Source organism: Psychrobacillus sp. NEAU-3TGS (assembly GCF_029955155.1).
GTDB lineage: Bacteria > Bacillota > Bacilli > Bacillales_A > Planococcaceae > Psychrobacillus.
In genome coordinates, this window is sequence record NZ_JAPNOZ010000011.1 from 566,351 (window position 1) to 591,837 (window position 25,487).

General features: G+C 37.4%; 25 protein-coding genes and 1 pseudogene. 3 read left to right on the plus strand and 23 right to left on the minus strand.

What is annotated here, in order from left to right:
• Position 1: 1 nt before the first annotated feature.
• The 3 genes from mutL to cotE form a co-directional block, all read right to left on the minus strand.
• A complete protein-coding gene (gene mutL, locus OR571_RS15565) occupies positions 2-1,807 on the minus strand; it encodes a DNA mismatch repair endonuclease MutL (protein ID WP_282243992.1) in 1,806 nt (601 codons plus the stop codon).
• A 293-nt stretch (positions 1,808-2,100) separates the two neighbouring features.
• Complete coding sequence (gene mutS / locus OR571_RS15570) at positions 2,101-4,665, minus strand: DNA mismatch repair protein MutS (RefSeq protein WP_282243993.1); 2,565 nt, start codon at positions 4,663-4,665, stop codon at positions 2,101-2,103.
• Between the two features lie 369 nt (positions 4,666-5,034).
• On the minus strand, positions 5,035-5,577 hold the full coding sequence (gene cotE, locus OR571_RS15575; RefSeq protein ID WP_282243994.1) for an outer spore coat protein CotE: 543 nt from the start codon (positions 5,575-5,577) through the stop codon (positions 5,035-5,037).
• A 139-nt stretch (positions 5,578-5,716) separates the two neighbouring features.
• Between cotE and OR571_RS15580 the strand changes: the two genes are divergently transcribed.
• The gene (locus tag OR571_RS15580; RefSeq protein ID WP_282243995.1) at positions 5,717-6,415 is read left to right on the plus strand and encodes a glucosamine-6-phosphate deaminase; all 699 of its coding nucleotides are present in this window, start codon (positions 5,717-5,719) and stop codon (positions 6,413-6,415) included.
• A 49-nt stretch (positions 6,416-6,464) separates the two neighbouring features.
• On the opposite strand, the gene OR571_RS15585 is transcribed toward OR571_RS15580, so the two are convergent.
• The 4 genes from OR571_RS15585 to OR571_RS15600 are packed head-to-tail and all read right to left on the minus strand — an operon-like array spanning position 6,465 to position 10,059.
• The gene (locus tag OR571_RS15585; protein WP_282243996.1) at positions 6,465-7,052 is read right to left on the minus strand and encodes a hypothetical protein; all 588 of its coding nucleotides are present in this window, start codon (positions 7,050-7,052) and stop codon (positions 6,465-6,467) included.
• Between the two features lie 10 nt (positions 7,053-7,062).
• Positions 7,063-7,632, minus strand: a complete 570-nt coding sequence (locus OR571_RS15590; RefSeq protein WP_282243997.1) for a nucleotidyltransferase family protein — start codon at positions 7,630-7,632, stop codon at positions 7,063-7,065.
• Positions 7,629-9,278, minus strand: coding sequence for a hypothetical protein (locus OR571_RS15595; protein ID WP_282244216.1), 1,650 nt, complete (start codon positions 9,276-9,278; stop codon positions 7,629-7,631). The genes OR571_RS15590 and OR571_RS15595 overlap by 4 nt, the downstream gene beginning before the upstream one ends.
• On the minus strand, positions 9,265-10,059 hold the full coding sequence (locus OR571_RS15600) for an ABC transporter ATP-binding protein (RefSeq protein WP_282243998.1): 795 nt from the start codon (positions 10,057-10,059) through the stop codon (positions 9,265-9,267). Before OR571_RS15600 ends, OR571_RS15595 begins: the two co-directional genes overlap by 14 nt.
• A gap of 188 nt (positions 10,060-10,247) precedes the next feature.
• Between OR571_RS15600 and OR571_RS15605 the strand changes: the two genes are divergently transcribed.
• Complete coding sequence (locus OR571_RS15605) at positions 10,248-11,450, plus strand: CynX/NimT family MFS transporter (RefSeq protein WP_282243999.1); 1,203 nt, start codon at positions 10,248-10,250, stop codon at positions 11,448-11,450.
• Between the two features lie 39 nt (positions 11,451-11,489).
• On the opposite strand, the gene OR571_RS15610 is transcribed toward OR571_RS15605, so the two are convergent.
• The 6 genes from OR571_RS15610 to OR571_RS15635 form a co-directional block, all read right to left on the minus strand.
• Positions 11,490-12,545 carry a nitric oxide synthase oxygenase gene (locus OR571_RS15610; protein ID WP_282244000.1) on the minus strand — a complete coding sequence of 352 codons (1,056 nt, stop codon included), beginning with the start codon at positions 12,543-12,545 and terminating at the stop codon, positions 11,490-11,492.
• Between the two features lie 116 nt (positions 12,546-12,661).
• Positions 12,662-13,075 carry a VOC family protein gene (locus tag OR571_RS15615; protein ID WP_282244001.1) on the minus strand — a complete coding sequence of 138 codons (414 nt, stop codon included), beginning with the start codon at positions 13,073-13,075 and terminating at the stop codon, positions 12,662-12,664.
• Positions 13,076-13,352: 277 nt separating this feature from the next.
• Complete coding sequence (locus OR571_RS15620) at positions 13,353-14,285, minus strand: S16 family serine protease (RefSeq protein WP_282244002.1); 933 nt, start codon at positions 14,283-14,285, stop codon at positions 13,353-13,355.
• A 107-nt stretch (positions 14,286-14,392) separates the two neighbouring features.
• Positions 14,393-14,965 (minus strand): hypothetical protein, encoded by a 573-nt coding sequence (locus OR571_RS15625; RefSeq protein ID WP_282244003.1) that lies wholly within the window; start codon positions 14,963-14,965, stop codon positions 14,393-14,395.
• Between the two features lie 156 nt (positions 14,966-15,121).
• Positions 15,122-15,520, minus strand: coding sequence for a M23 family metallopeptidase (locus tag OR571_RS15630; protein WP_282244004.1), 399 nt, complete (start codon positions 15,518-15,520; stop codon positions 15,122-15,124).
• Complete coding sequence (locus tag OR571_RS15635; protein WP_282244005.1) at positions 15,460-15,975, minus strand: hypothetical protein; 516 nt, start codon at positions 15,973-15,975, stop codon at positions 15,460-15,462. The genes OR571_RS15630 and OR571_RS15635 overlap by 61 nt, the downstream gene beginning before the upstream one ends.
• A 196-nt stretch (positions 15,976-16,171) precedes the next feature.
• Here OR571_RS15635 and OR571_RS15640 point away from each other — a divergent pair, with 196 nt between their 5' ends.
• On the plus strand, positions 16,172-16,588 hold the full coding sequence (locus tag OR571_RS15640) for a DUF1284 domain-containing protein (RefSeq protein WP_282244006.1): 417 nt from the start codon (positions 16,172-16,174) through the stop codon (positions 16,586-16,588).
• A 36-nt stretch (positions 16,589-16,624) separates the two neighbouring features.
• Here the strand turns inward: OR571_RS15640 and OR571_RS15645 are convergent, their stop codons facing one another.
• The 10 genes and pseudogenes from OR571_RS15645 to OR571_RS15695 form a co-directional block, all read right to left on the minus strand.
• On the minus strand, positions 16,625-17,218 hold the full coding sequence (locus tag OR571_RS15645; protein ID WP_282244007.1) for a YdeI/OmpD-associated family protein: 594 nt from the start codon (positions 17,216-17,218) through the stop codon (positions 16,625-16,627).
• 356 nt (positions 17,219-17,574) lie between these two features.
• Positions 17,575-19,899 (minus strand): RNA polymerase recycling motor HelD, encoded by a 2,325-nt coding sequence (gene helD, locus OR571_RS15655; RefSeq protein ID WP_282244009.1) that lies wholly within the window; start codon positions 19,897-19,899, stop codon positions 17,575-17,577.
• A gap of 245 nt (positions 19,900-20,144) precedes the next feature.
• Positions 20,145-20,363: a hypothetical protein gene (locus OR571_RS15660; RefSeq protein WP_282244010.1), complete on the minus strand. Its 219-nt coding sequence runs from the start codon at positions 20,361-20,363 to the stop codon at positions 20,145-20,147.
• 202 nt (positions 20,364-20,565) lie between these two features.
• The gene (locus tag OR571_RS15665) at positions 20,566-21,006 is read right to left on the minus strand and encodes a cell wall hydrolase (RefSeq protein ID WP_282244011.1); all 441 of its coding nucleotides are present in this window, start codon (positions 21,004-21,006) and stop codon (positions 20,566-20,568) included.
• A gap of 207 nt (positions 21,007-21,213) precedes the next feature.
• Entirely contained in the window at positions 21,214-21,855 is a 642-nt protein-coding gene (locus OR571_RS15670) for a lysozyme inhibitor LprI family protein (protein WP_282244012.1), read from the minus strand.
• 133 nt (positions 21,856-21,988) lie between these two features.
• A pseudogene (locus tag OR571_RS15675) lies at positions 21,989-22,254 on the minus strand (CPCC family cysteine-rich protein).
• 57 nt (positions 22,255-22,311) lie between these two features.
• The gene (locus OR571_RS15680) at positions 22,312-22,605 is read right to left on the minus strand and encodes a barstar family protein (protein ID WP_282244013.1); all 294 of its coding nucleotides are present in this window, start codon (positions 22,603-22,605) and stop codon (positions 22,312-22,314) included.
• Between the two features lie 112 nt (positions 22,606-22,717).
• On the minus strand, positions 22,718-23,179 hold the full coding sequence (locus tag OR571_RS15685) for a DUF4279 domain-containing protein (protein ID WP_282244014.1): 462 nt from the start codon (positions 23,177-23,179) through the stop codon (positions 22,718-22,720).
• 88 nt (positions 23,180-23,267) lie between these two features.
• Entirely contained in the window at positions 23,268-23,750 is a 483-nt protein-coding gene (locus OR571_RS15690) for a hypothetical protein (protein ID WP_282244015.1), read from the minus strand.
• 292 nt (positions 23,751-24,042) lie between these two features.
• The gene (locus tag OR571_RS15695; protein WP_282244017.1) at positions 24,043-25,428 is read right to left on the minus strand and encodes a DHA2 family efflux MFS transporter permease subunit; all 1,386 of its coding nucleotides are present in this window, start codon (positions 25,426-25,428) and stop codon (positions 24,043-24,045) included.
• Between the last annotated feature and the right edge of the window lie 59 nt (positions 25,429-25,487).

Genomic DNA, 25,487 nt, shown 5'->3' on the forward strand with positions numbered 1-25,487 from the left:
CCTACATGACTCGTTTAAACATCTTCTCCACTTCATACGTTGAAAAATGCACAATAACAGGGCGGCCGTGCGGACATGTAAGTGGGTGCTGTGCAGCTTTCAAGCTTTGTAACAGCTGTTCCATATCATGCATCGTTAAATAATGATTCGCTTTGATCGATAATTTACAGCTCATCATAATAGCGGCTTCCTCGCGAAGCTTTTTAATGTCTGTTTTTCGGTTCGTTAATACTTGTTCGATTAAGTTTTCGATAATCTTCGTTTCATGTCCTGCTGGAAACCATGTTGGATGCTCTCTGACGACAAAGCTGGAGGAACCAAACTCCTCTAAAAATATCCCCACGTCTTGAAGTGCCTGGATGGATTCTTTAATTCGGTACGCCTCGTCTAGTGAATAATGGAATGTAAGAGGTAGCAATAAAGCTTGTCGTTCTCCAGCGTTTACTTCTCCCACTTTTTCTTTATAAAATTCATATTTTATCCGTTCCTGCGCTGCGTGCTGATCGATTAAATAAAAACCATCATCGCTTTGCGCAACAATATATGTTCCATGAATTTGTCCTACAACATGTAAATCAGGAAAAGGCTGTTTTTCTGCCACAACTTCTTCTATATAAGCCTCTTCTACGTAAGGTTCAACCACTGGTGACTGCTCTTCAGGTAACGGAGTTTGCGCTTCATGAATGATCGTTGGTTGCTCCGCCAGCTCTTCTGTTACCTGTGCAACTGGTTCTTCAGGAGGTGTATATGGTTTAAAGAAATCGAATTGCACGCTCTGCTGCTTTTTCACTTCTGGCTTTTCTATAATTTTCGGTGGCTGTTGCACTCGGTGAATGACTGAGCGAATCGTTTGACGAACAAGCTCCATTAACTCTTTTTCTTTACTAAGCCTTATTTGATGCTTCGCCGGATGGACGTTCACATCTGTAAGCATAGGGTCCGTTTCAATATTCAATACAACAATCGGATATCTGCCAATCGGAAGAAGTGTATGGTAAGCATCTACAATCGCATTATTCAACCCGTAATGCTTAACCCAGCGTCCATTCACTAAAACCGTTATATAGTTTTTAGACGCTCGTGTAATTTCAGGCATCGTCGCAAATCCTGAAATTTGAAAATCGGATGATTCCTTTTCAAATGGAACCATTTTCTTTACATTCGTCACACCATATATAGAAGCGAGCACTTGTCTTAAGTCTCCTCTTCCGCTTGTTTGGATAATTGTTTGGGCATTATGGATAAGCTTAAAAGCTATGTTCGGATAACTAAGTGCTAATCGGTTGATCAAATCGATCGAATGACCAAGTTCCGTTTGAATCGTTTTCAAATATTTCAATCGTGCTGGTGTATTAAAAAATAATTGCGTAACTGCGATATCAGTTCCACGTCGAATAGGGGCGGGTGTACAAGAAATGATTCGCCCACCTTCTAGTTCCACTTTCGTTCCAACATTTACTCCGTCAGATGTCCATAAACTTATTTTGGACACAGATGCAATACTGGCAAGTGCTTCCCCGCGAAAACCTAATGATCTAATGCGAAACAAATCATGCTCCGTCGTAATTTTAGACGTCGCATGTCTGGAAAAGGATTGAACAGCATCCGCTTCGTCCATTCCTTTTCCGTTATCCGTTACTTGAATTTTCGCAAGCCCTGCTTCTTCTAATATGATTTCAATCGAGGTGCTTTCTGCGTCGATTGCATTTTCCACTAATTCTTTTACAACAGAAGCGGGACGTTCTACTACTTCCCCTGCTGCTATTTTATTGGAAAGTAGCTCTTCCATTACGATGATTTGTCCCATTTTCTTCACCTACTTTTTTTAAAGATTAGAAAGTATATACCTTATACTCAGTATCGATCTAGCTCCTGCGCAAAGCTCGTCGCAGAAGAACGTTGCCCCTCGGGGTCAAATGGGAAAAAGCTGCTCCTGCGCACAGCTCGTCGCAAACAAAATCGCTTGTGGTGACTGAGGAGCTGCCTCCTTGGCCCGCACGATGCGGGTTATGTCTGCTTTGCCACAGGATGTGGCGTACTTTGCAGACCTACCACTTTCCCATTTGCCTGTCGGGGCAGACATAGGCGCTTGCGCTTTTTTTAGTCTAACTCACTTTGCAGCTCGTATAGTATTTGCAATGCAGCAAGTGGCGTTGTTCCGGAAATATTGATCTTTTTCAGCTTTTTCATTACTTTTTCTGATGAACTATTTACTACTTGTAGTTTCGTTTGCTTTACCGGTTGTTCATCAAAGAACGATAATTGTTGTTCTTGAACTGCAGGAGCATCGGTTGATTCTTTTTTCTCTTGCTGCTCGAAGGTATCCAATATTTCTCTCGCACGCTCAATAATTTCTTCCGGTAATTGTGCCAGTTCTGCTACATGGATTCCATAGCTTTTATCAGCTGGGCCATTTTTTAATTTGTGCAGAAACACGACTTTCCCATCTTTTTCGGTTGCTGCTACATGCACATTACGCAGTTTTGCTAACGTTTTTTCTAAATCGGTTAACTCATGATAATGGGTGGAAAATAACGTATTCGCCCCAATATGATCATGAATATATTCCATCATTGCCTGCGCTAGGCTCATTCCATCATAAGTAGATGTTCCGCGCCCGATTTCATCAAAAAGAAGTAAACTTTTACTTGTTGCATTCATAATCGCATGCTGAGATTCCATCATCTCAATCATAAACGTACTTTGTCCACCAGCTAAATCATCTGCCGCTCCGATTCGCGTGAAGATTTTATCAACGATCGGTAATTCTGCTGATTCCGCCGGCACGTAACAGCCAATTTGAGCCATAATAACGGTAATGGCAATTTGTCGCATAAACGTACTTTTACCGGACATATTAGGCCCCGTAATTAGTAGCATATTCTCCTCTTCCGTTAAGAGACAGTCATTCGGCACATATAATTGATTGTTCATCATTTTCTCCACGACCGGATGTCTTCCTTCTTTAATAATCATCGCATTCGTATCGTGGAATGTCGGTTTCGTTAACCGATATTTTTCAGCTACTTGTGCAAAGGAAATATACACGTCTAACTCACTAATTTGTTTAGCCAGCTTCTGTACTCGAGGAATATATGCTTTAATCTCTTCTCTTAATTGGGTAAATAAATCATATTCTAGTACTAAACTTTCTTCTTCTGCTGAAAGAATGAGTGATTCTTTTTCTTTTAACTCATCTGTAATATAGCGTTCCGCATTTGCCAGTGTTTGTTTGCGTACATATCGTGCTTCATCTGCAAACTGAATATTCGATTTCGTCAACTCAATATAATAGCCAAATATGCGGTTATACCCTATTTTCAAGTTTTTTGCACCAGTTAGTTCTCGCTCTTTTTGTTCTAATTCTGCAATCCATCTTTTCCCATTCACAGAAGCATCTCTAAGCTGATCTAATCGTTTGTTATAGCCATCTTTTAGGACGCCGCCGTCTTTTACGGAAATCGGCGGATTTTCATGGATCGCCTCTTCTAATTTACTCCAAATATCCTGACAATCCTCTATCGCCTGTCCAAGATTGTTTAATGCTTTTTTGTCTGCTTGCACTAATTGCTCTTTAATAGAAGGAATTTTAGATAAGGACTGTCTAAGCTGTGCAAGGTCTCTCCCTCCTGCACTTCCAAACCCGATTCTTCCCACTAATCGTTCTAAATCATATACTTCTTTAAACGCTTCTTTTATTTCTTCTCGTAACATAAAGTCTTCTAGAAAGCTTGTGACTATCGCCAAACGGTTTTCAATTGCATATTTATCGGCAAGCGGCTGGTGAATCCATTGCTTTAGCTTTCGTCCCCCCATTGCCGTGACGGTTTCGTCCAGCAACCATAGCAAAGTCCCTTTTTGATCTGCATTTCGAATAGAAGATATAAGCTCTAAATTTCGTTTGGAATGATAGTCAATTGCTAAAAAGGAATCTCTACGCAAAAAGGTAAAGGGTTGAATATGTAAAAGGGAGCGCATTTGCGTTTTTTGAATGTACTGTAGTAATCGTTTGACTGTGCGATGTGTTTCCGGTGGATGATTTGGTACATACTTCTCAATCGATTGTTCATTCGATTCGTCTTTTTCAATAGATAAAGTAAAGTCGTGAATCGCAGATAAATCATTGATGAGTACATACATTTGTTCACTCACGATCAATTCTTTTGCTTGAATAGCTAGAATTTCTTGTACGACTTCTTTTTCATCCCCATGAAGGATTGTTGTAAATCCGTCCCCTGTGGAAACATCTAAATACGAAAAAGACACTTCGTTCGGAGAAACCACATCCGCTGAGGCGATAAAATAGTTCGTCTTGTGTTGCATGCCTTTCCCTTCAATAATCGTACCAGGCGTGATTAATTGAACTACTTCTCTTTTTACTACGCCCTTTGCCTGTTTCGGATCTTCAACTTGCTCACAAATAGCTACCTTATGCCCTTTGCTAATAAGCGTTTCAATATAGCCCTGTGCAGAATGATGAGGCACGCCACACATTGGGATGCCATCTTTTCGGCTAGTCAGGGTAATTTCCAAAATAGCTGCTGCTTTAATCGCATCATCATTAAACAGCTCGTAAAAGTCTCCTAAACGAAAAAATAAAAACGCATCTATATATTCATCTTTTATTTTTATATATTGTTGCATCATTGGTGTAACTGTTGTCATCAATTGCCCTTCTCTCTACAAAAAACTTTCTATTTTATTATAACAAATCAAAGGACTGAACGCTTCTCCTAATGAATATTGACCAAATCTCCAATTAGTGACGACAAATGCTCGTAGACAACGGTTTTCGGTTAGCCAGGACATATGGGCAATTAGGAGCGCTTGGCAAATAAATAGATCAAGCAGTAGGCATACCCAGTAAATCGCGATTAGCAACAGAATGATCAATGAGAGCAACCAAATTCCGCCGAAAGCAGCATCCCCTAAATGCCTGATTTGGAGTATACATAATAACATTTTTATCCCAAAAAGAATCGGCTACTGATTGTTTCCTCAAATAAAAAAAAGCCGGAATTTCTTACCGGCTTGTTAAAGTGATGAAGAATCTTCGGAATCATTAGGCAAGTTAGCAGGGACTGCTGCAACAGAAGAGCTTTCTTCACCGAATACCCATTCTTCTTCTACCTCATCTTCTTGCACTTGGATATAAATGGTCGTTTCTCCCACTACTTCTGCAAGTAACTCGCGTTCTACTGTCACTTGGAATTTCGTACCTTTTTCAATAATGATAGCTTCTGTACAATTTGGTTGTTGAAGAACACGTAGATGCACTTCTTCTCCAGTTGAATCTCTGTCACGGTAATGTAATTTAATGCGGTCTTTATATTGAATTGTTTCTGTAAAAACAGACGTTTTCGAATGATCATGATGTGCATACCATACGTTTATGTCAAATTTCCCCGTTACTTCTACGTATCTACCGTGCTTTTTGGATTGGCAAGAATGATTGATTACCCAGCATCCTAATATGCTAGATGGAGTATTTGGCGGACAAAGGATTTCACGAGATTCCGTTCTTTTTTTCCCTTTAGCTACTACCGCTTTCGTTACAATTTGTCGCATGTGTTTCATGTTTTTCCTCCTTGTATTCAAGTCATAACATCATATGCGCATTATGCCCAATCGGTTCATTCGCTTTTGATAATTCATTGACCTTTTAATAGAATCAGCATACAATTATAGGATAATAAAGGAAGAGTGAGGTTATACAATGGCGTTTTTTGAAGTAATTCATGTAGCCGATCAACAAGAGGCTGCTATAATCGTGCAAGAAAAGCTTGAAAAAGATTTAAAAGCGAACACTTTGCACGTATTAGGCTTAGCAACTGGAAGTACAATGATTCCTATTTATAAGAGATTAGCAGAATCATCTTTGGACTTTTCCGAAGTTACTGCATTTAATTTAGATGAATATATAGGTTTAGAGCCAACAAATATCAATAGCTATGCTTATTTTATGCAAGAGCATTTATTTGGGCACAAACCATTTAAAGAAACGAATATTCCAAACGGAAAAGCGCTTGATTTAGAGGCAGAATGCGCCCGTTATGAAAACCAATTAAATGAGCACCCATTAGATATTCAGTTTTTAGGTGTTGGAGAAAATGGACATATTGCATTTAATGAACCAGGTACTTCTTTTGATTCAATAACGCATGTTGCGAATTTGACAGATTCAACGCTTGGCGTAAACAGTCAATACTTTGGAGATGAAGAGGAAATTCCAAATACTGCTTTTACGATGGGGATTGCTTCTATTATGAAGGCGAAAAAAATCATTTTATTGGCATTTGGAGAAAAGAAACGGTCTGCGATCGAAGCTTTACTTGGGGATACCATTACGGAAGAATGGCCAATCACAATTTTGAAGAAACATCCGCATGTGACGATTATTACGGATATTAAATAAACGAAAGGACTTCCTATTTCAGCGGGAAGTCCTTTTTTATTTAATTCTACTACTCTAGAAATTCACTTTTCAATACATACACCATATCAACATTCGCAATCTCACTTAAGCGATTATCGAAATCCGTATAAAACGCTGGAGAAAGCGAGCTCATGCTATGCCCATTCGAGCTACTAATAGATGCTAAAACTATAATCCCATCAATCTGTATTTCTTCTGATGGGTTTCTACCCCATGTGCTTTGGCTAGTCATTTTCTCTAGCAGGGTTATGCTATTACTTCCACTAGCACTCTTTGACTGAACACCTATATTGAATTTCACCTTTTCTTCTCCCACATTTTGCGCAGCAGTAAAAATAAGTGTCCCCTTTTCTTCGATATCCATCGTTAACCGATTGATTTTTTCCCCTACTAATTTTCCGAACGCATACTGATCCACCCATACGGATATTTGTTTATATTTTTTGTCTGCCTGAAAATCGAATACAAATGACTGTTCACTGGTTGAGGAAAGCAAAAATTTTTCTCTATCTGTTAGCTGAACCTCCGTTAAAGCATTGTTTAATGTTGTTTTATTGGTACAGGCTCCTAGAAATAGTAAAAATAAAACAATAAAACCTAACAACACTTTCTTCATATCGTCTCCCCTAACTATGAAAAATTTCCAACTTAGACCAAGTCTTCTTCCAATCCTTTTTCTGCACGCGTCCTTTATATACAGCATTTAACTCTTCAGTAGTCAAAAAATGAGGCGTAGGTTTTACTTGTTGATGAACAACGTCCGTTATCCCGTGCGGAGCGGTTAAGATCACTTTATCTTGATCGTCTAATTTCACCCCTAAAGCCGTTGCCGTCTCCGGAAAATTGGCTATACCTTCTGTCGCAGATGTATAGGGTGGAAATCCATTTATCACATGCATCCTTGCTTGATTTTTTACAGACCAAGGGATACTTGGCACCAGATCTCTTAAATGTTCTTCTAGCTTTTTTTCTTCATCCTCTTTTATATTGGTTGGATCAAAATAGATAACATCTATATCTGTTAGCGGAGTCCGTTCTTCAAAACCATGCAATACATCCCATATTTTAGATCTTACAAAGCCTGCACAAATCCACCAATCCGGTAGGTTTAATACTCTCGCAGCTCTTAATAAGGAGATCATCCACTCGTCTTCTTCAATTATTCTAATCAACTCTTCTTCATTTGGAATATTCAACTACTAGACCCTACTTTCGTTCTCCTTGGGAATACTTTCTTCCAGCCTATTAAAATACCAATGGCTAACAGTACTATATAGATAAGTAAACCAAACGGAATTTTCGTAAAAATTAGATGCACAAGCACAAACACTCCAACGACTAATACGCCAGCCAGCACTTTAAAAGTGCTCATTTCCTGCATAAATTCATGCGATTGAGAAAACGGATAATCTTCTGCATCAAATAGTCGATAGGAAATAAGGGTCACCGCAATCGCTGTAAGTAGTACTACGATTAAATCATCTATAATTCGAATGGAGAAAATCCATATAAACAAGACACTTAGCAATAAATAGACTGGTATAAAATACTGGATCAGACAAGCTTTCAACGTTCCACTATAAATGGAAAACTTATTATGGATAGGCGCAACCTCGTAAATCCACTGCGCTTTATATGTCCCTGAAAATTTGAGCATAGGAACGATGGTTGGAAGCATCGATAATGCAAAATAAATGACCAAAAACATATTTCCATTACTCATTTCCTCAAAGGAACTACTACGAAGGTTATTATAGATAAATACAAACGGAATAATGAGCGCAAAACCAATCTGTGGATAGACTTTCAGCTTAAGCTCACGTTCTTGCTTCATCATTAAAGAAGCAAACAAGTAAAACGTACGCTCCTCTTTGGACCTACATAATACTCTTGCCCAAAACCGATGGAGCCCAAGCCATTTCTTCCTATTTCTTTTAGAATCACTTAATAATTTGGCTAAATTTCGTTCAAAAGCGGGCATTAGGCGAATATATAACAGGATGGATACAATTGGTCCTAATATAGCCAACCCAGAAAAAATAATGATAGGATTCGAAAAATTGCTATTTAAAATTAATTCAAATGTCGCACTATACCATAATGGCGGTAAGAAAAAATGCCACCAGGCAAAAGTGTAGGCAATATCAAAATTGACGATTTCAAACACACGAGCAACCAGCTGATAGCTAACCATGATTGCTATAGACAAAATAATTTGGACATAATTAATCATGTCCTTTAGCTTTTCTCCACTAAAAAAACGTAAGATGAATAAATAAACAAATGCAGTCAACACAACTATTAAACAACTAATCAGTATAATATCCAAGAGAAATATAATGGCAAATACAATTCCATGCTTAAAAATACTCACGATGAGTGGAATCACGACAAACGAACCCGTTAACATAAACATGTAGATGAGGATATGTACCACTTTTGCAGCATTCAATGTCCGAGGGCTGATCGGTTTCGAGTGAAGAATGCTTTTATCTCGTATATCAAGCAGGACAGCCGAAAAGTCAGATACCATGGACGTCATCACAATAAACATCAAAACACTAAACAAAATACTCATAAAGAAAATAAATTGATCACCGAAAAATAAAAATGGAGTCAATAATAATAAGCCATAAAAACCGTACATCCACAAAGATTTTTTGAACTGATTTCCTTCCTTTTTCACCCGAGAACCGTTAAAAACAGTAGGCATACGTCTGCCATCCATCGTTAGCTTTAACTGCAAAATTTTACGCATTACTGCATAGTCTATATGCAATTTTTGAAATAGCCATTTAAAGCGATCCAAAACACGAAGCGAGGTAAAATCACCCATGCCCATTTGCTCCACTTACAATTTCCACAAAATTTTCTGCAATCTCTTTATGCTCTGAGAATCCTGTGATTTGGTTGAAAATCGCTTCTAATGTTCCTTCTTTGCTTTGTGCTTGTAATTCCTCAAATGTACCATCTGCCACTACTCTTCCTTCTACAAGCAAAATAATTCGGTTACTTATTTTCTCGACGACGTCCATAATATGAGAGGAATAAAAAATCGTCTTTCCACGCGCTGCTAGCTGATCGAGAATTTCTTTAATAATCATGACACTATTTGCATCCAAGCCACTCAGCGGTTCATCAAAAAATAATAGATCTGGATCATGCAATAAGCTAGAAATGATCAGAACTTTTTGTCTCATCCCTTTTGAAAAAGAAGACAGTCGCTGATGAAATACATGCTCTAAACCAAATTCTCCCATCAGTTGATAGGCTTTGCTTTCCGCTTGTTTTGTAGTTAAACCATATAGTTCCCCCGTAAAGGTTAAATACTCGCTTGCTGAAAGATTATCATAAAGCTCCGCAGTTTCTGGAACGTAGCCGATTTTCCGTTTATATGCAACGTCTCCTTTCCCAATATCTTCCCCGAAGATTTCAATTTTCCCATGGTAACCCTCTAGTAATCCAAGCATAATTTTAACGGTGGTGCTTTTTCCAGCACCATTTGGTCCAATATATCCGATGATTTGACCTTGATACACTTCTAGATTGATTCCGTTTAATACTTGTTTAGCACCAAAACGCATGGTTACATCACTTAAGGATAAAACCTTTTCTTTATTCATCCAAAAACTCCCATCATTTCATTCGTTATATACTTACCATTTTCCTATATACTGTTAATTATACTATTAAAATATTAGATAAAGGAAAAGAATATTCAAACTACTAAAATTCTATTCTTCCGGTTATTGAATCTTGCTTTCTGAAAGTGATAGGCTATAGAAAAATACGAAAAAAGGAGCTAATACATTTGCAAACGAGGAATGAAACAAATAAAACAACCACTCTATTGCTTATATTAGGCATTATTTTCATCGCAACAACGCTTCGGTCTCCGCTTACTTCCGTAGGACCTATTATTGCTTATATTAAAGATGGGCTAGCTATTTCCAATGTATTAGCAGGTTTTATCACAACAATCCCACTGATTGCGTTTGCGATTATTTCACCGGTTGCACCTAAGATAGCAAGACGTTTCGGGATTGAGTTAACATTATTCCTCTCCATCCTTTTATTAGCTTTCGGAATTATCGTCCGGTCTTTAGGAAACACATCTTTACTGCTAATCGGTACAGCTTTAATAGGCACTTCCATTGCATTTGGCAATGTATTATTACCGAGTCTGATCAAGCTAAAGTTTCCATTACAAGTGGGTTTAATGACAGCGGCTTTTACATTATCGATGAACTTCTCTGCAAGCATTGGAGCAGGTATTAGTTACCCAATAGCTGAGAATACAACACTTGGTTGGCAAGGGGCACTAGGCTGTTGGGCAATATTATCCGCTATCGCAGCGCTCATTTGGTTGCCACAAATAAAAAATTCCAAAAGAATAGCGGAGAAAACGGAGTCCCTTGCCTCTTCTAGGTCAAAATCTATTTTATACAATCCAATAACTTGGACGGTTACGCTTTGTATGGGACTGCAATCACTTATTTTTTATACGACTGCAGCCTGGATTCCTGAAATCCTACAATCACAAGGAATAAGGGCGGATAAGGCCGGTTGGATGTTATCGCTCATGCAATTTGCACAATTACCGCTAACGTTTATCACACCAATTCTTGCGGGACGTATGAAAGATCAACGATTATTAGTGGCATTATTTACAGTGCTCTATTTGATCGGTTTTGGAGGGCTTCTATATGGAAATGCTTATTTTACCGTCTTATGGATGATATTCCTTGGTTTAGCTGGAGGCTCCTCCTTTAGTTTGGCGATGATGTTGTTCTCCCTTCGCACACATACCCCGATGGAATCAGCAGAACTATCAGGAACTGCGCAATCGTTTGGCTATTTGCTCGCAGCAATTGGTCCCGTACTATTCGGTTATTTACACGATGTGACGGCAAGTTGGTCGGTGCCTATTATTTTGTTTATGGTAGCGACGATACTATTATTCGTTTCTGGGATGCATGCTGGTAAAGAAGGATTTGTTTCAAGTGTTGAATAAAAAAAGGAATCAGCATGTGCGTTAGCTGATTCCTCTTTTTTAATAGGGGTCTTTTTGGTAAAAGTAATTGGGCATTTTCTTTTCATTTGGATAAGGTTTATGAAAAATATGAGTCGTAGCGGGAGATAACGGAGGAATTAGCCAGCTCCAGTTACCTGTTACATCCCGTCCCGCTTCGATTTCATTTGCCTCAAAGCGCTTAAATTGCTGTGCTGCAGTATGGTGATCAACGATACTCACCCCATCTTCTTTATACGAATATAAAACGGCAGCATTCAATTCTACTAATGCACGGTCTTTCCATAAAGATGCATTGGATCTCGTATTCAATCCCATATATTCCGCAATGGTCGGCAGCATATTATAGCGATTGTCATCCGCAAGATTACGTGCGCCGATTTCAGTTCCCATATACCAACCGTTAAAGGGAGCGGCCACGTAAGTAGTTCCGCCCACTTCCAGCTTCATACTTGAAATCATCGGAACGGCATACCATTTCAGCCCCAAATCCGCAAACCAGTCGAATTCTGGATGTCGAATAGGAACTTCTAGTACAGATGTTGTTGGTATCTCAAATAGTTTTGGTGGATTGTCTTTTACTTGAATAACGAGAGGTAGCACATCAAATGGTCCATTATTTCCTTTCCACCCGAGATTCTCACAAACTCTTGTAAACTTTACGGAATCCGGATCTCCAATTATGCCATTCTCTGTTTCGTAACCTGCATAACGGATCAATTGATGATTCCATATACGAATATCCTGAGCAGAAAATACCGTAATAGTTGGACGAATTCTGCCATTGTTCGTTGCGTATTCTATATGCGCAAGAAGCGCTTCAAAAATGGACTCCTCTGTATGTAAATCTCTTTTATCTAGCACATGCAAGCTTTGCCAAAAGAGTCGACCAATGCATTTATTGCTGTTGCGCCAAGCCATTTTTGCTCCGTATGAGAGCTCATCTAGTGTTTGTTCATAGGTACCTTGTGTTAAAATTTGTTGTTCTACTTCTATTAAACGAGTCGCCAATTCCTGCTCCGATCGACCCATTTCCTCATAATACGTTTGGATAAAATTTTTCGCTTCATTGAGCATGTCAAAATCCCTCCTGCTGTCTCCCTCCATCATAGAAGAAACGGTGCACCACATACAAGTGCCAATCCATCAGAAGTTGTGAGGGATTTATGACAGGAATAGGTTTGCTTGTTTCTTCAAGTAAGATATTTTTCTTTGAATATAGGGCTTAGTTCACTCCACACATCAAATTTGTTTCCAGCTAAATCATAGAAAACAAAATTCCTACCTGCATGTCCTCTGTTTTCTATTTCTCCAACTTGAATCTGTTTATCTATAAAGTCTTTGTGTATATTCTCTAATGCGCTCAATCCATTCACTTCAAACGTCATGGAGAATCGTTCCTCTCCGTTCATATCAACAAAATTAGAGCTTTGATTTTCATTTGACTTCACTAGAAAAAAACTTTGGTTGGCTAAGTTCAGAATGGCTTTGTCCTCGTCTTTATAGCTCAACTCTGCTCCTAATTTGTTCACATACCATTCTGATGCACTTTTAACATTAGTTATTGGAATATAAATAGTTCCTACTCTTAATAAATTCTCACCCATTGCTATCCCTCTTTCCAAAATAAAAGTAATGTTGTTATTGAATATATTTATCCCGCATTAACGGGCAGTAAGACTACCACTTCAAGATTTAAGAAAAGCGAAAAGATAAGTGGGAGATCAACTGCTGGCATTCGCCCGATAAAATGATCCCAGACTAAATACGCAACATCGTGTTGATCCTGCGCAAAGCTCATCGCAAAATAAAAGAGCGTTTGCAACGTCTGTGTGACCCACATCGTGTGGGTCACAACTAACAATCAGCGCGGGATGACGGCGACTAAAAGCGCGACGTCCATGTCGCAACGTCCCCACTAGCACGTCCTGTGCGTCGAAAAACCCCCACTGATTGAAGTTTCGCTTTATCGTTCAACTCATTAATCAGTTGAATTGCTTCATCTATATGATAAACATCAAAAATTTGAATTTCCTTGTGATGCTCCTGTTGAATTTTTGCTGCTTCCTCCGCATTTTCGCTCGGTATGATCATATAGGAAAAACCAGAAACTTCAGCGATGTGTATTTTTTCTTTGATGCCCTTTACCTTTAGTACATCTCCTGTTTTGTTAATTGACCCAGTAACCGCAAATTCTAAATTATTTTGAAAGTCCCCTTCGATAAAGAGTCCAGTTAGCGCTAGACCTAACTCTGCACTATTCGAATCTGTATGATCCCGATTGATAAACTTGTTTAAATTTGGATCTTCATGTCCTAAGTATTGATATACAAATTCCCGTAATCGTTCTCCACTATTCTTTCTGAGATGTAGCAACTCTAATAATTTTCGATTTTTACTTCCGTATAGTTCTCGATTCGTAATTTCGTGAATATCCAAATATTCCGCATTTTGTTTATTTAAAAGTTCCTCTACTGATTTTTTACTCTCCATATTCTCAAAATCTATCTTATTTACACCTATCAAATATATTCCTGAATTTACGTAAACAGTTTCCGGCTCGACATAAAAGGAAACCCGATGCGTATAACCCTCATAAAAAATAAGCAGAAATTCAAAACAAAACAACAAAAGAATCATGCAAGCAGCAACAGTAATTTTCCGTTTATAACTTTTTTTCCGAAGCACAATGCGAGTGATTAATAAGATAAGTAAGCTCAGCAATAGGAAAAAGAGAAATGTAACTCCACCGATTAAATCTTGGAGATACAGGATTAATAATAGACCGTAATAAAGAAATGAAAACAAACCAGTCAAAACGTAAGCTATATCGCTTCTATTAATAATGATTTCTTCTCCCCTTTCTTTTTGTAAAACTATTATCTAGCTATCTCTTATAAAGACTAGAATGAAACTTAAAGAAATCAATATGTTTCTACCTCATAATTTATTGCTTCGTCATCGTCATTAAACCAAATAACTAAGTACGTGCCATCCATCCTAATCCACCCCAGCTCAGCACCAAGGAAATAAGAAATAACATTTTCAGTTGTAGCGTAAGAATGATTTTCATCTGGTGCTCCTAAGAGTTTGTGAATGTCTTCTTTTGACTTACCCACCATTTCATATTCATCCAAAAAATCATAGACAAAATACACTCGATCATCCGGTTGATTCACCCATTTTTCTATCGTAAAGTTTAACTTTTCTTCATTTTTTCCTAACAAACCTACTAAAATAAGAGCTGGAATAAAACACAGAATTGCAGTAACCAGTAAAAGAAAATTGCCTTTTCGCTCATTCGACAAATAACTACGTTTCCAAAGAACAAATAATACTACTAGAAGTAAAATTAATGGCAATAGAACTGCCGAAAGACTTAATAAGCTATAGGTGGAATAAAAGAAAGTGATGAATAAAGCAAGACCGAAAAAAACCGATATATACACAAAACCACTGATGGCTAATATACCTAGTGCCCAATCTTTCTTAATCAATTTTTCACCTCCAGCTAATTATTAATGTTAGCCCTTAATTCTTAAAAAACTGTGCGATCGCTCTCGGAATCAAAAGAATGAAATCTATCATCGTCAATGATTTATCCATTTTATCAAATTTCTCATCAAAGGGATCTTTATAATCTAGTGGATTTACTACTGTATCCCCTTGGATTGGCTCATTTCCATCTTTAAACCGGATACGAATCGAGTTACCATTTCAAAATCAGGTGAATCCATTACTTGAAAATGAATATGAGGTTCAGATGAATTACCTGAGTTACCACATTTCCCAATCAGCTGCCCCTCTGTCACGACCTCTCCCACTTTCACTAAAATAGAATTCTGTTTGAAATGGGCAATCATACTAAATTCTTTATTGGCGTGCTCTATCACCACATAGTTACCTGCTAGATTATTCGTATCCATTTCACCGGGGATATTATCTTTTAGTCCATCTACTACTTTTACAATTTTCCCATCTCCCGGGGCTACTATATCTTCCCCAAACGCATAGAAGTTATTATTCCCAGTTTGTGTATTTCTGTAAGACAAACCATCCTGCACTTTGACGAGGTCATAAGCATAACGCTGACTTTCGTATGGATAATGACAATTAATGAATTCATTTGCCCACCCCAAAACACAAACCATTCGCCTTTAACCGGCATTGTGTACAAGTTGACTGTAAATCGATTATCACTCTGTTCATATGTAACAAATGGTTTTAAATATAAGCGTTGAATCCTCTTTTTCTCATCAAAAAATACAGATATCGCCTTTTCTTTTTGATCATCTACCCAAATGTAATGGGTCATATCTTGGAAAGGGAGATTAAATTCAATTTGATAATAATTAACTCCTCCATTAAAAGTAGCGGCTAGTTCAACAAATTGTTCTAAAGAAATTAGCTTTTGAAAATCAATTGAAGTGCAATAATAAATATTCTCATAGTCTTCGTTAAGAAATATAGTTCGAAAATCTTCGGGATCGGCTAAACTACCATACATTTGAATAACCTCCTAAGAAATCCACAAAAACCTTCTTAACGATTACTACGAAATTATAGTTGGAAAGTTTCAAAATAAAAAAATCTAATTGATCAGAAGTAATATGATATGATGAGTAATATAAGTTAACTTAATATGCTACCGTGGTTAACATAGATATTTCATTGATTGTATCTATATGATTAGGGGGGAAGTTATGTATACACTAAGAGGTCATCATCTTTTTTGCCTTTTGGGTTATCGTGGAATGGGGTATTCCGAAGAATATACAGAAAATATGACAGCTCTTCATCAAACATTGAGAGACAATCCGAAAACAATGATCAATATTATAAATGGTCCCGATTACTTGTGTGAAAAATACCCAAAATCAGCGGATTACCACTGCCAAAACGATGATATTTACAAAAGAGATACTGCTATTTTAGAAATAATAGGGCTTACAATAGGACAAGTTCTGAGATGGGAGGATATTGAATCACATATTCGCAACTACATCGTTCCCGCCGACATACAGCTTGTATGCGAAACATGTTCCTGGCGTTCATATGGAGTTTGTGAAGAAGGAATCAAAGTAATTAAAGAAGGGAAAGGGTTAAGGAAAATAAATTAACCCCTCCCCTTTCTATTAAGCCTAATTTAAAATGGACTAATCCTTTAAACCTTTTCCATCTAGAATTTTCTTTGTGTATTTTTCAACCCTTGCAGTTCGAGTTTTAGATTGTTTCGCTTCTGAAAAATAAAGAATGTAGGCTCTTTGCCGACCTGGTGTCAAAGCTTCGAAAGCTGATTTTAAGCCTGCAATTTCCTCGAATTTATCTTGAAGCTCATCTGGAATGATAAATTCTGTATGCTTCTTTAAGTTCACTTCCAAACCAGCTTGTTCCACTTCAATAGCTTCTTTAATATATTCTTTCAAGATGGCATCCATTTCAATTATTCCTTCCATATTCGTAAATCGAATCTGACTGGCCGCTTGTACATTCTCCGTTTGCTGAATTAAAATTCCTTGGCTGTCTTTTAATAATGCCCCTTTATGAAACAGGACTGCACAATATTCTTTAAACCCGTGTATTAACAGGATATTTTTATTCTCCAATGTGTAACAAGGATGCATCCACTTAAATTCCTCTGTCAGCCCACAGTCTAGGACAATACTTCTTAACTGTCCATATTCTTTCTTCCACTTATTTGATTTACCTATGAATTCATCTACTTTAGGATTCTTTTTACTCTTTTTCATTTAGGACACCCTCTAGTAATTTTACGATTTTCACTAAAAGTTAACTAGTAACGTAAGAAACGCCTATATAAAAGAGATTATTGCAACGATCATCGAAAAAGTTAATCCAACGCTCCATACACATCCTAGCACTTTTTGGTTATGTATATCTTTTCCCTGTTTTAGTTTTTCTAAAAGCTGGGCTAAATTCAGAAACCATAATACCGAAAAAAATGGTACTGCTAATAAATATATAAATTCCATATCATTCCGTACCTCCATTTTTCGTGCTTATCCCACTATAAAAAATATACTTAGAAAAGAAAATCGCTAAAGATCTTCTTTTCTAAGCATCACTAAAGAGCAACTAGCCGTCCCTAGCTTCGGACCAAATACTCCGAATCAATACCTAGCAGTAACGGACTTGGCTCTCCCACACTGTATAGCTGCAAGTAATGCATCGCCCGAGTGCAGGCTGTGTAAAACAATCTGCGTAAGCTCTCATTATCGTACACTTCAGCTGAAGCGTCATAGATGATAACAGCATCGAACTCAATACCTTTGGCTAAATAGGCAGGTATCACCACAACTCCTTGTTCATACTCCAAGGAGTTACTCTTCACAAGTTTTATTTCATCGATATCACCTAAAGCTTTGTATGCAGCGGCGCTTTCCTCAGCGGATTTACATATAATAGCGATTGTACTAAACTCTTGCTTTTGCAAACTGGGTACTTTAGAAACGATTTGTCGATGTAGCTCTTCCCTATTAGTCAATTGAGTCAATACAGGTACTTCGCCTTCGCGGTCGAAAGCGACAATCTGTTTCCCGTTAGGCACAAGTCGTCGTGTTAATTCAACGATTGGTCGTGTGGATCTGTAACTACGTGTCAGATTAATCGTATTCGTTTCATTTGGGCCATATAAGTTCGTAAGTGTATCAAAATCCACCGTTTCGCTTGCATGAGCGAATATCGCCTGGTTAAAGTCGCCAAGTACCGTCATTTTTGCGGAAGGAAACAATCGTTTCAAAAATTCAAATTGAAACGGAGAATAATCTTGCGCTTCGTCTATAAGCACATGTTTAATGGAGGTGTTCGTTTGAAAGCCTTGTATCAACTCTTTTAAAAGTAAAAATGGAGTAGCATCCTCGTAGAACAGCTTACCCTCATCTAGCATATTCAAAGTCAGCTGGCAAATACCCTCCCATTCTTCCTGTGTTTCTCCCTTCATCCACGTCAAGTTGGTGAACAGCTGTTTGTATATTCCCTTGATGTCTATGAAGTGGAGCATCTGAATCCCTTTTCGTATCGACTTAAATTTCTGGCGAACGATCAATTGTGCTAGGGCTTCCGGTTCCATCTCGTAATCGTCAGCGGATTCTCCTCTAAAACCACGCTTCTTCCGTAAGTAGTTATAAGCCTTTTGGTAGTCATCTTCACTGAGCAGCTCAATTTCTTCCTGTACCCAAGCCTTACTTCGCTCGCGCCTCATCGCTTCTTCGACCTGTCTATTTAGCCATTCCGTTAACTTTTCGATTCTGTTATGAAAACGAAGAGAGGTGTCCTTTCTGTAAAACCGTTCATTGATTTGCTTGGCAGTTACAATCGATTCCCCTCTAAATGTAATCCCTTTGAATAGCAATCCAGCTGCCTCAAGTGATTCTCGGTATGTTTTGATTGCCTCAAAAAAACGAACGGAAGCTTTGAAACGGATGCTCGCTGTTCTAACTTGGTATAAAGGCTGATCGGTTGCAGTCAACACGTATTCTAATTGTTTAAAAGGACCCTCTACTATAAATTCATCGCTTAACCGGTGATTCAAGTATTCTTGGAATGTGACCTGCTGCATATTCTCTTCCCCAAGTTCCGGCAATACATTGGAGACATAGCTGTTAAACATCGAATTAGGTGAAAATAAAATGATTTGGTCCGCTTTCAATTTATCTCGATATTTATAAAGTAAATAAGCAATCCGCTGAAGAGCAGCTGATGTCTTGCCACTTCCTGCCGAGCCTTGAACGATGAGCAGTCGCCCATGATCATGCCGGATGATCCGGTTTTGCTCCTGTTGAATAGTAGAGACTATACTATGCATATGTTTATCTGTACTTTTACCAAGTACCTGCTGTAAAATCTCGTCCCCGATTGTAAGACTCGTATCGAACATGGATTCCACAACACCACCACGGATAATATATTGCCATTTTTGCTCCAACATGCCGCCGATGACTCCTACGGGCGTAGTGTATTCAGCTGGACCCGGTGAGTAATTGTAATAAATACTCGAAATTGGCGCTCGCCAGTCATAGATCAAGAAGTCCTCTCCACTTGAATCCATCAGTGTAGCAGTGCCTATATAAATTCTTTCTGCTTCGGAAGTTCCATCCTCTGTGAAATCGATACGGCCAAAATAAGGTATCTTCTGTATACGCTGAAGTGCGGACAGTTTATTGGACGCTTGCCTATGTGTGCTTTGGCTGACGGAAAGGTTCTGAGCCTGCTGTCTTAAGCTAATAATCGTCTCCAAATAATCATCGAACGTATCCACATTAACCTTGACGTCATCCCAAAAGTGCTTGCGAAAACTAACCACTTCTTTACGGTGCGTGTCAGTTTCTTCTTGCAGCTTCTCCATTTGTTCCGCAATGACCTCCATTACGCTGTCTAATCGATCTTGTTCCTGGACAAGTTCAGTATTCATATCAAGCACTCCTTTATAAAAATAAAAAATGGGGGTTGACGAGAAAAAAATCTTGCGGTATACTTATAGTAGGGAAAATATAAGATAACGAACTAAAAATGTGTTTCTTTATAACTTTATCATGTTTTTTTCATATTATCAATCTATTTCAAACAAATATATTAGGTGGCAGATTCTTTCGTAAAGGAGAATCTGCCACCTTTCTATTTGTTGGTTTTTTACTCATTTGGCACAACCGGTTATGTTTAGGTAAGTAATAATATTATAAAAATAAATGTCATAATAATAATGCTGGCTAATGAAGCAAATTTTACATATCGAATAGCACTTGTCGAAATTTCTGGCTCTTCTTTATACATCCACCGTTTTCCCCATAGCATACTTTCTTTCGGACGAAAATAACTCCAGATCAACACCCCATAAATGGGAATCATTAAAATAAAACCCATAAGTATATCCGCCATTATCAGCATCTCCTCGAAAATCAGTAATTAATTTACGTTTGGATTTTCGAATAGTTTCAGTATACAGCCTTACTATTTATCTTAAATGGTGGAATGACAAAAAGGGAACACCCGTTAAACCAGGGAGTTCCTTTTTTTAATTTCTTCGTAACAATAAAAGTTCCACCGCAAAAATCCTGAAATCATCACATTGTTAAGCTCCCTAACCCCTATAAACACTATCACAAGTTCCAGGTGCTGGTTCATAAAAACAATGTTGCTTAAATTGACCAGTTAAAGGCTGATCGTACCATGTTGGAGGGCAAGGACCATAGGGATTAAAATACCAAAGTGCATATTTGGCTGGGTGATCTCTCCAATAATCTAAAACCTGTTTGGCTAATTTTTTCTCGACACCTCTAGCTCTTTCATAAAACAAATTACCTTTCTGGACAGCTTCAAAAGAATAATTTCCACCCTGCACTTGATAAATAACATCTTCAATGGATCTTAAATCTCTAAAGTCTGTACACTCGGCTAAAACGCGATTAACAATTACATTTCCAACATATAACATGCCTTGTTGCCCTTCCCCTTCGGCTTCCGCTCTCATCATCCTTGCCACTAAATCCACGTCTGAGTTTTTGTATTTTACTCTTGGCATTTATTCACCTCAACAATATAGTATGATAAAAAGTATCTATTGTTGTCATTGTAAAAAAATATGAAAGTATTCTTTATATATATGTATCTACGACTAAACTTTTGCCAAGGAAACTCCATATGAACCCATGGAACATGAGCCTATGTCTATACAGAAACGCCATACAATTGTGGAACCGCAGAAGCAGTTTCGCTTCACGCTGGATTATTACTTCATATATTTAGCAACTAACAGATAACATCTTTCTCTTGTAAGACCTGCTTGCGTAGCCACATACTCTAATGCTTCCATAGTACCACCTTTATACTTTAATGATGCTTCTTTAGCAGCTTCATCTCTGTATTTTATCCAATTCCGTTGTTCTTCTCTTAATTGATCCATCTGTTCAGCACTAAGCTGTTCTTTCAACACCCCGTAAATTTTGTTCAATTCCGCATCCCATTTTTTATATCTCTCCGCCTCTTGTTCTTCCAACTCTAACGTCGTGGTTCCAACCTCTGAAAATCTATCCGCTTCTTCCATCTCATTAAGCTTTTTAAGATACTCATCTTTATTACTTATTTGCATTTCGTCGTCACTATTACTGGATTTCAAAGGCTGTCCATCATCTGACTTTCTAGAGGTATCTTCAGCTGTATCTTCTTGATCATTTAGTTCAGTGTTGCCAGCTCCCTCAGAAGAGCTTTCTGTTTTATCCGTTAAATCCTTATTTGTTGCGTCATCTTTTGTACCCTGAGTAGAGTTCTCGGTCGATTCGTCACTTAATACATCAGAAGCGTTACCACAACCTGCTAATAGTGCTGATATTAAAGTAAACATTACTATTAATATTTTTCTATTCTTCCTCAATTTAAAGCCTCCCTTTTATTTTCTATATTACCTGCTCCTTAACTTTATAACGTTCGAGAGGAATGGAGGTTCCAGTTTATAGAGAAATCTTCCAGTTAGTAATAACTATGATTTCTTTTACTTATTTGCTTTATTAGAACAAACGTATCCAATACGGATCTTTTAAATCTGTTTTGGAAGGCTTTCTTACAAATTCCACACAATCTTCTTGGCATGCGCCAAACATGATGTAATTTTTTGCGCTTGCCTTAACGAAACAACATTTGCCCCTCCTTCATAATCCGGGTCCCGAAATTGAACCCCATCATCTTCCCAAAAACAAATCTTACAAATTTCATATGTATCAGTTGGTTCTTCGTCTAAAGTTTTATAACCACAGCAAGGACATGTATATTTCATGAAATCAGCTCTTTTCTAATAAATTTAATATAACTCTTTGCAGTACATAGCTGCCACTTAGTTAAACAAAAATTCACATTTTGCCAGATAAACCTCTTCATTATAATCAGCAAAGAATTCTTTCAAAACTTTTGCATCAGCTGGTAAGTTTTTTTCTAAGCATGTCCATCCTACGAAATGTATTTGCAAAGGTAGTTCAACAAGTCCAGTAATTGAATCCCACAAAGCATCCCAATTTTCTCCGTAAAAATTAGGAAAACCAAGTTTTTCTTTTAATAGAGAATGTAAATCTGCGGAAGATTTAATATTTGATACATCTATCCTCACAAAGGGCTTTCGTTCGTTTATCAAATAAAACACCTCGATCAATTTGTAATACGATACCTTCCACTATTTACGTAAATAACAATAAGAGCAGTCTCCTGACAGCTCTGTTCTGCTAAAGGCATAGCTAGCCTAGTATCTATATGCTTTCAATTTCTTCTGAGTAGATATACATATCAACGTCGATAGTTGTACCTGTTAAATAGCAAAATTCAATCACCTCTTCATTAAAGTTAATAAATGGTTGTTCTTCCCCATAAATACTAGGTACAATCATAATTACAAAATGCACATCATATTGTTCCTCAATTTCTTTCAGCAGTGATATTTTATTTTTAAGATTTTTAATAGTATCCATGCATTGTGCCGCAACATCTAACCTTCCTACATTTGATTTTTCAGCAGACCAATTAGAAAACAAATACTTTGAACCATTCTTTCTTACATCACCATAGTTCCAACTGCTAAATGGTTTTATTCCAAGTAGTCCCGTTATATCGTCTGGATTAAAAATAGCTCTTTTATCGGCAAATAAGCCCCCTGGTCCTATTTCCCCTTTACCCCCTATTGAAAAATAAGTATAACTATTTGTTTTCTCCATTTTTCACCTCTTAAAGTTTTGGACATCATTATGGATCATTGAAGTATGTTGCTGCATAGCTAATTCACTCATTTTTTCATAAAGCCATTTAATTCTTATGAACTTTTACATAAACGCTTCCAAATAGTCTGTCTCCAATATAAGCATCTAATTTCCACATTCCACTTTTAGAGAGCATCATATTTGTTGGTGAGTGCTGATCTGCACCATTATTAGGACTCAGAAAAGTATTTTCTATTTTAGGTACAATTATTATTTCCTCATTACTGTTTTCGTGCATTCCTAAAACTTCAAAGTCTCCAATTAGCTCATCTTCATTTCCCCAAAAGTGCCACATATACTTTTGTGTTTTATTTGGATAAAATCTAGACACCTCTCCATCATCGTAAATAAAACCCAAACGTCCTTCCTCACCAATCATCGTGTAATTTCCTGATTTAAAAAGAGGGCTTTCCTTCCAATCATGTTGAATAGATTCTACTCTTTTTTCATTTGGCTCATCGTTCTTACAAGCCGTACTCACTAAAGAAATAATTACTGCGAAGATTAACACTAAACTTTTTTTAAGCATAGACACACCTCCCACGCTCTCTTTTTAGAATATATTCCTCCTTAGCTTCAAATATCATTTTGTTGAACTGAGATTCTGCATTTGTTTAAGTGTAACATTTCCCTTTGCTCCTCCAAATCCTTTTTGATGTTTAGCTAAAGAACTCATTTGTAAAAAAGATTTAAATACGAAAATTTCCCTTTACCAAAGGTTAAAGTATAATTTTTCAAAGGAGACTGATAGCAGAGCTTTAAATAAATAAAAAGACTTAAATCCAATTATAAAAGGATTTAAGTCTACTATCGTACTTACTCTAACTGGTCTTTTTTGGCGTAAACCATGTAATGATGAATGCTATTGCAGAGATAACAAACATATAGATATACGTGTTACTCGCGCCACTAATATAACCTATCTTAGACTCTAAAGAAACATTCGATAATTGGATCGTATATATCGTCATGATAACTGCTGTACCAATTGCGCCAGCTAATTGGCGAATTGTGTTGTTAATAGACGAGCCATGAGAGGCTAATTCCCTTGGTAGTGCATTTAAAGCAGCTGTGTTTAATGGCATTGTTATAAATGCCAAGCCTATACGCAATAAAATTGTACGAACTAAAATATATACTGTTGTTGTTTCTGGTGATAAGTCAATTACTGCAAGCATCGATATCGCGATTAAACTTGTTCCTAGTATGAATAAAGGTTTTGCACCAAATTTATCGAAAAGCTTACCAGTTACCGGGGACAGCATGGCATTGAAAATAGCACCTGGTAATAATAACAATCCCGCTTCTAGCGCTGTAAACCCTCTTCCATCCTGCAAATAAATCGGCAGTAATATTAAGTCGGCATACATTAGAATGGTAATAGCGATATTAACTACTGTGGTCATTGTAAATGTGTTAAATTTGAAAACATTTAAATTCAATAAAGGTTCAGTAGACTTCATTTGTCGATGACAGAACATGATGGTTACAAGCAAACCGACAACAATGGATGTAAGGACAATTAAATCATCCCACCCTCGGCTGCCCGCACTACTAAAGCCAAAAAGAAGAAATCCAAAGCCAACTGTAGAATAGATCACACTGACTATATCGAGCTTTACTTTGGACGTTTCCGAGGCATTAACTAGATATTTACTTGCTAGCATGATAATTGCTGCGATGAATGGGATCATGATGATAAATAACCATCGCCAGGATAAATACTCTAATATAAATCCTGCTAATGTTGGTGCAATGGCTGGTGCAAATATAATAGCAAAGCCAATGTTCCCCATAATCGCGCCGCGTTTTTCCGCAGGATATAGATAAACAATTACAGTCATCATTAACGGAATGATGATTCCAGCACCTACTGCTTGAATCATTCTACCTGTTAATAGTACGCCGAAATTATTTGCACACGCGGCAATTAAAGAACCGATTAGTAAAAATAACATAGAGCTGATAAATAACTGCCTTGTTGAAAAACGTTTCATTAAGAAAGCAGTAATAGGTACTAACACACCATTTACAAGCATAAAGCCTGTAGCTAACCATTGAATCGTTGCCGTATTTACATGAAAAACTATCATTAAATCACTAAATGCCACGTTTAACAATGTTTGATTTAATGTAGAAAAAAAGGTTCCCGTTATCATGATGATGAGCAGCAACTTTTTGGTACTACTCGCTATTTCATTTTGCATATAAAATTCCTTCCCCTATAATATAGATTGTCGACATACTGTCTAGAAAATATAATAGC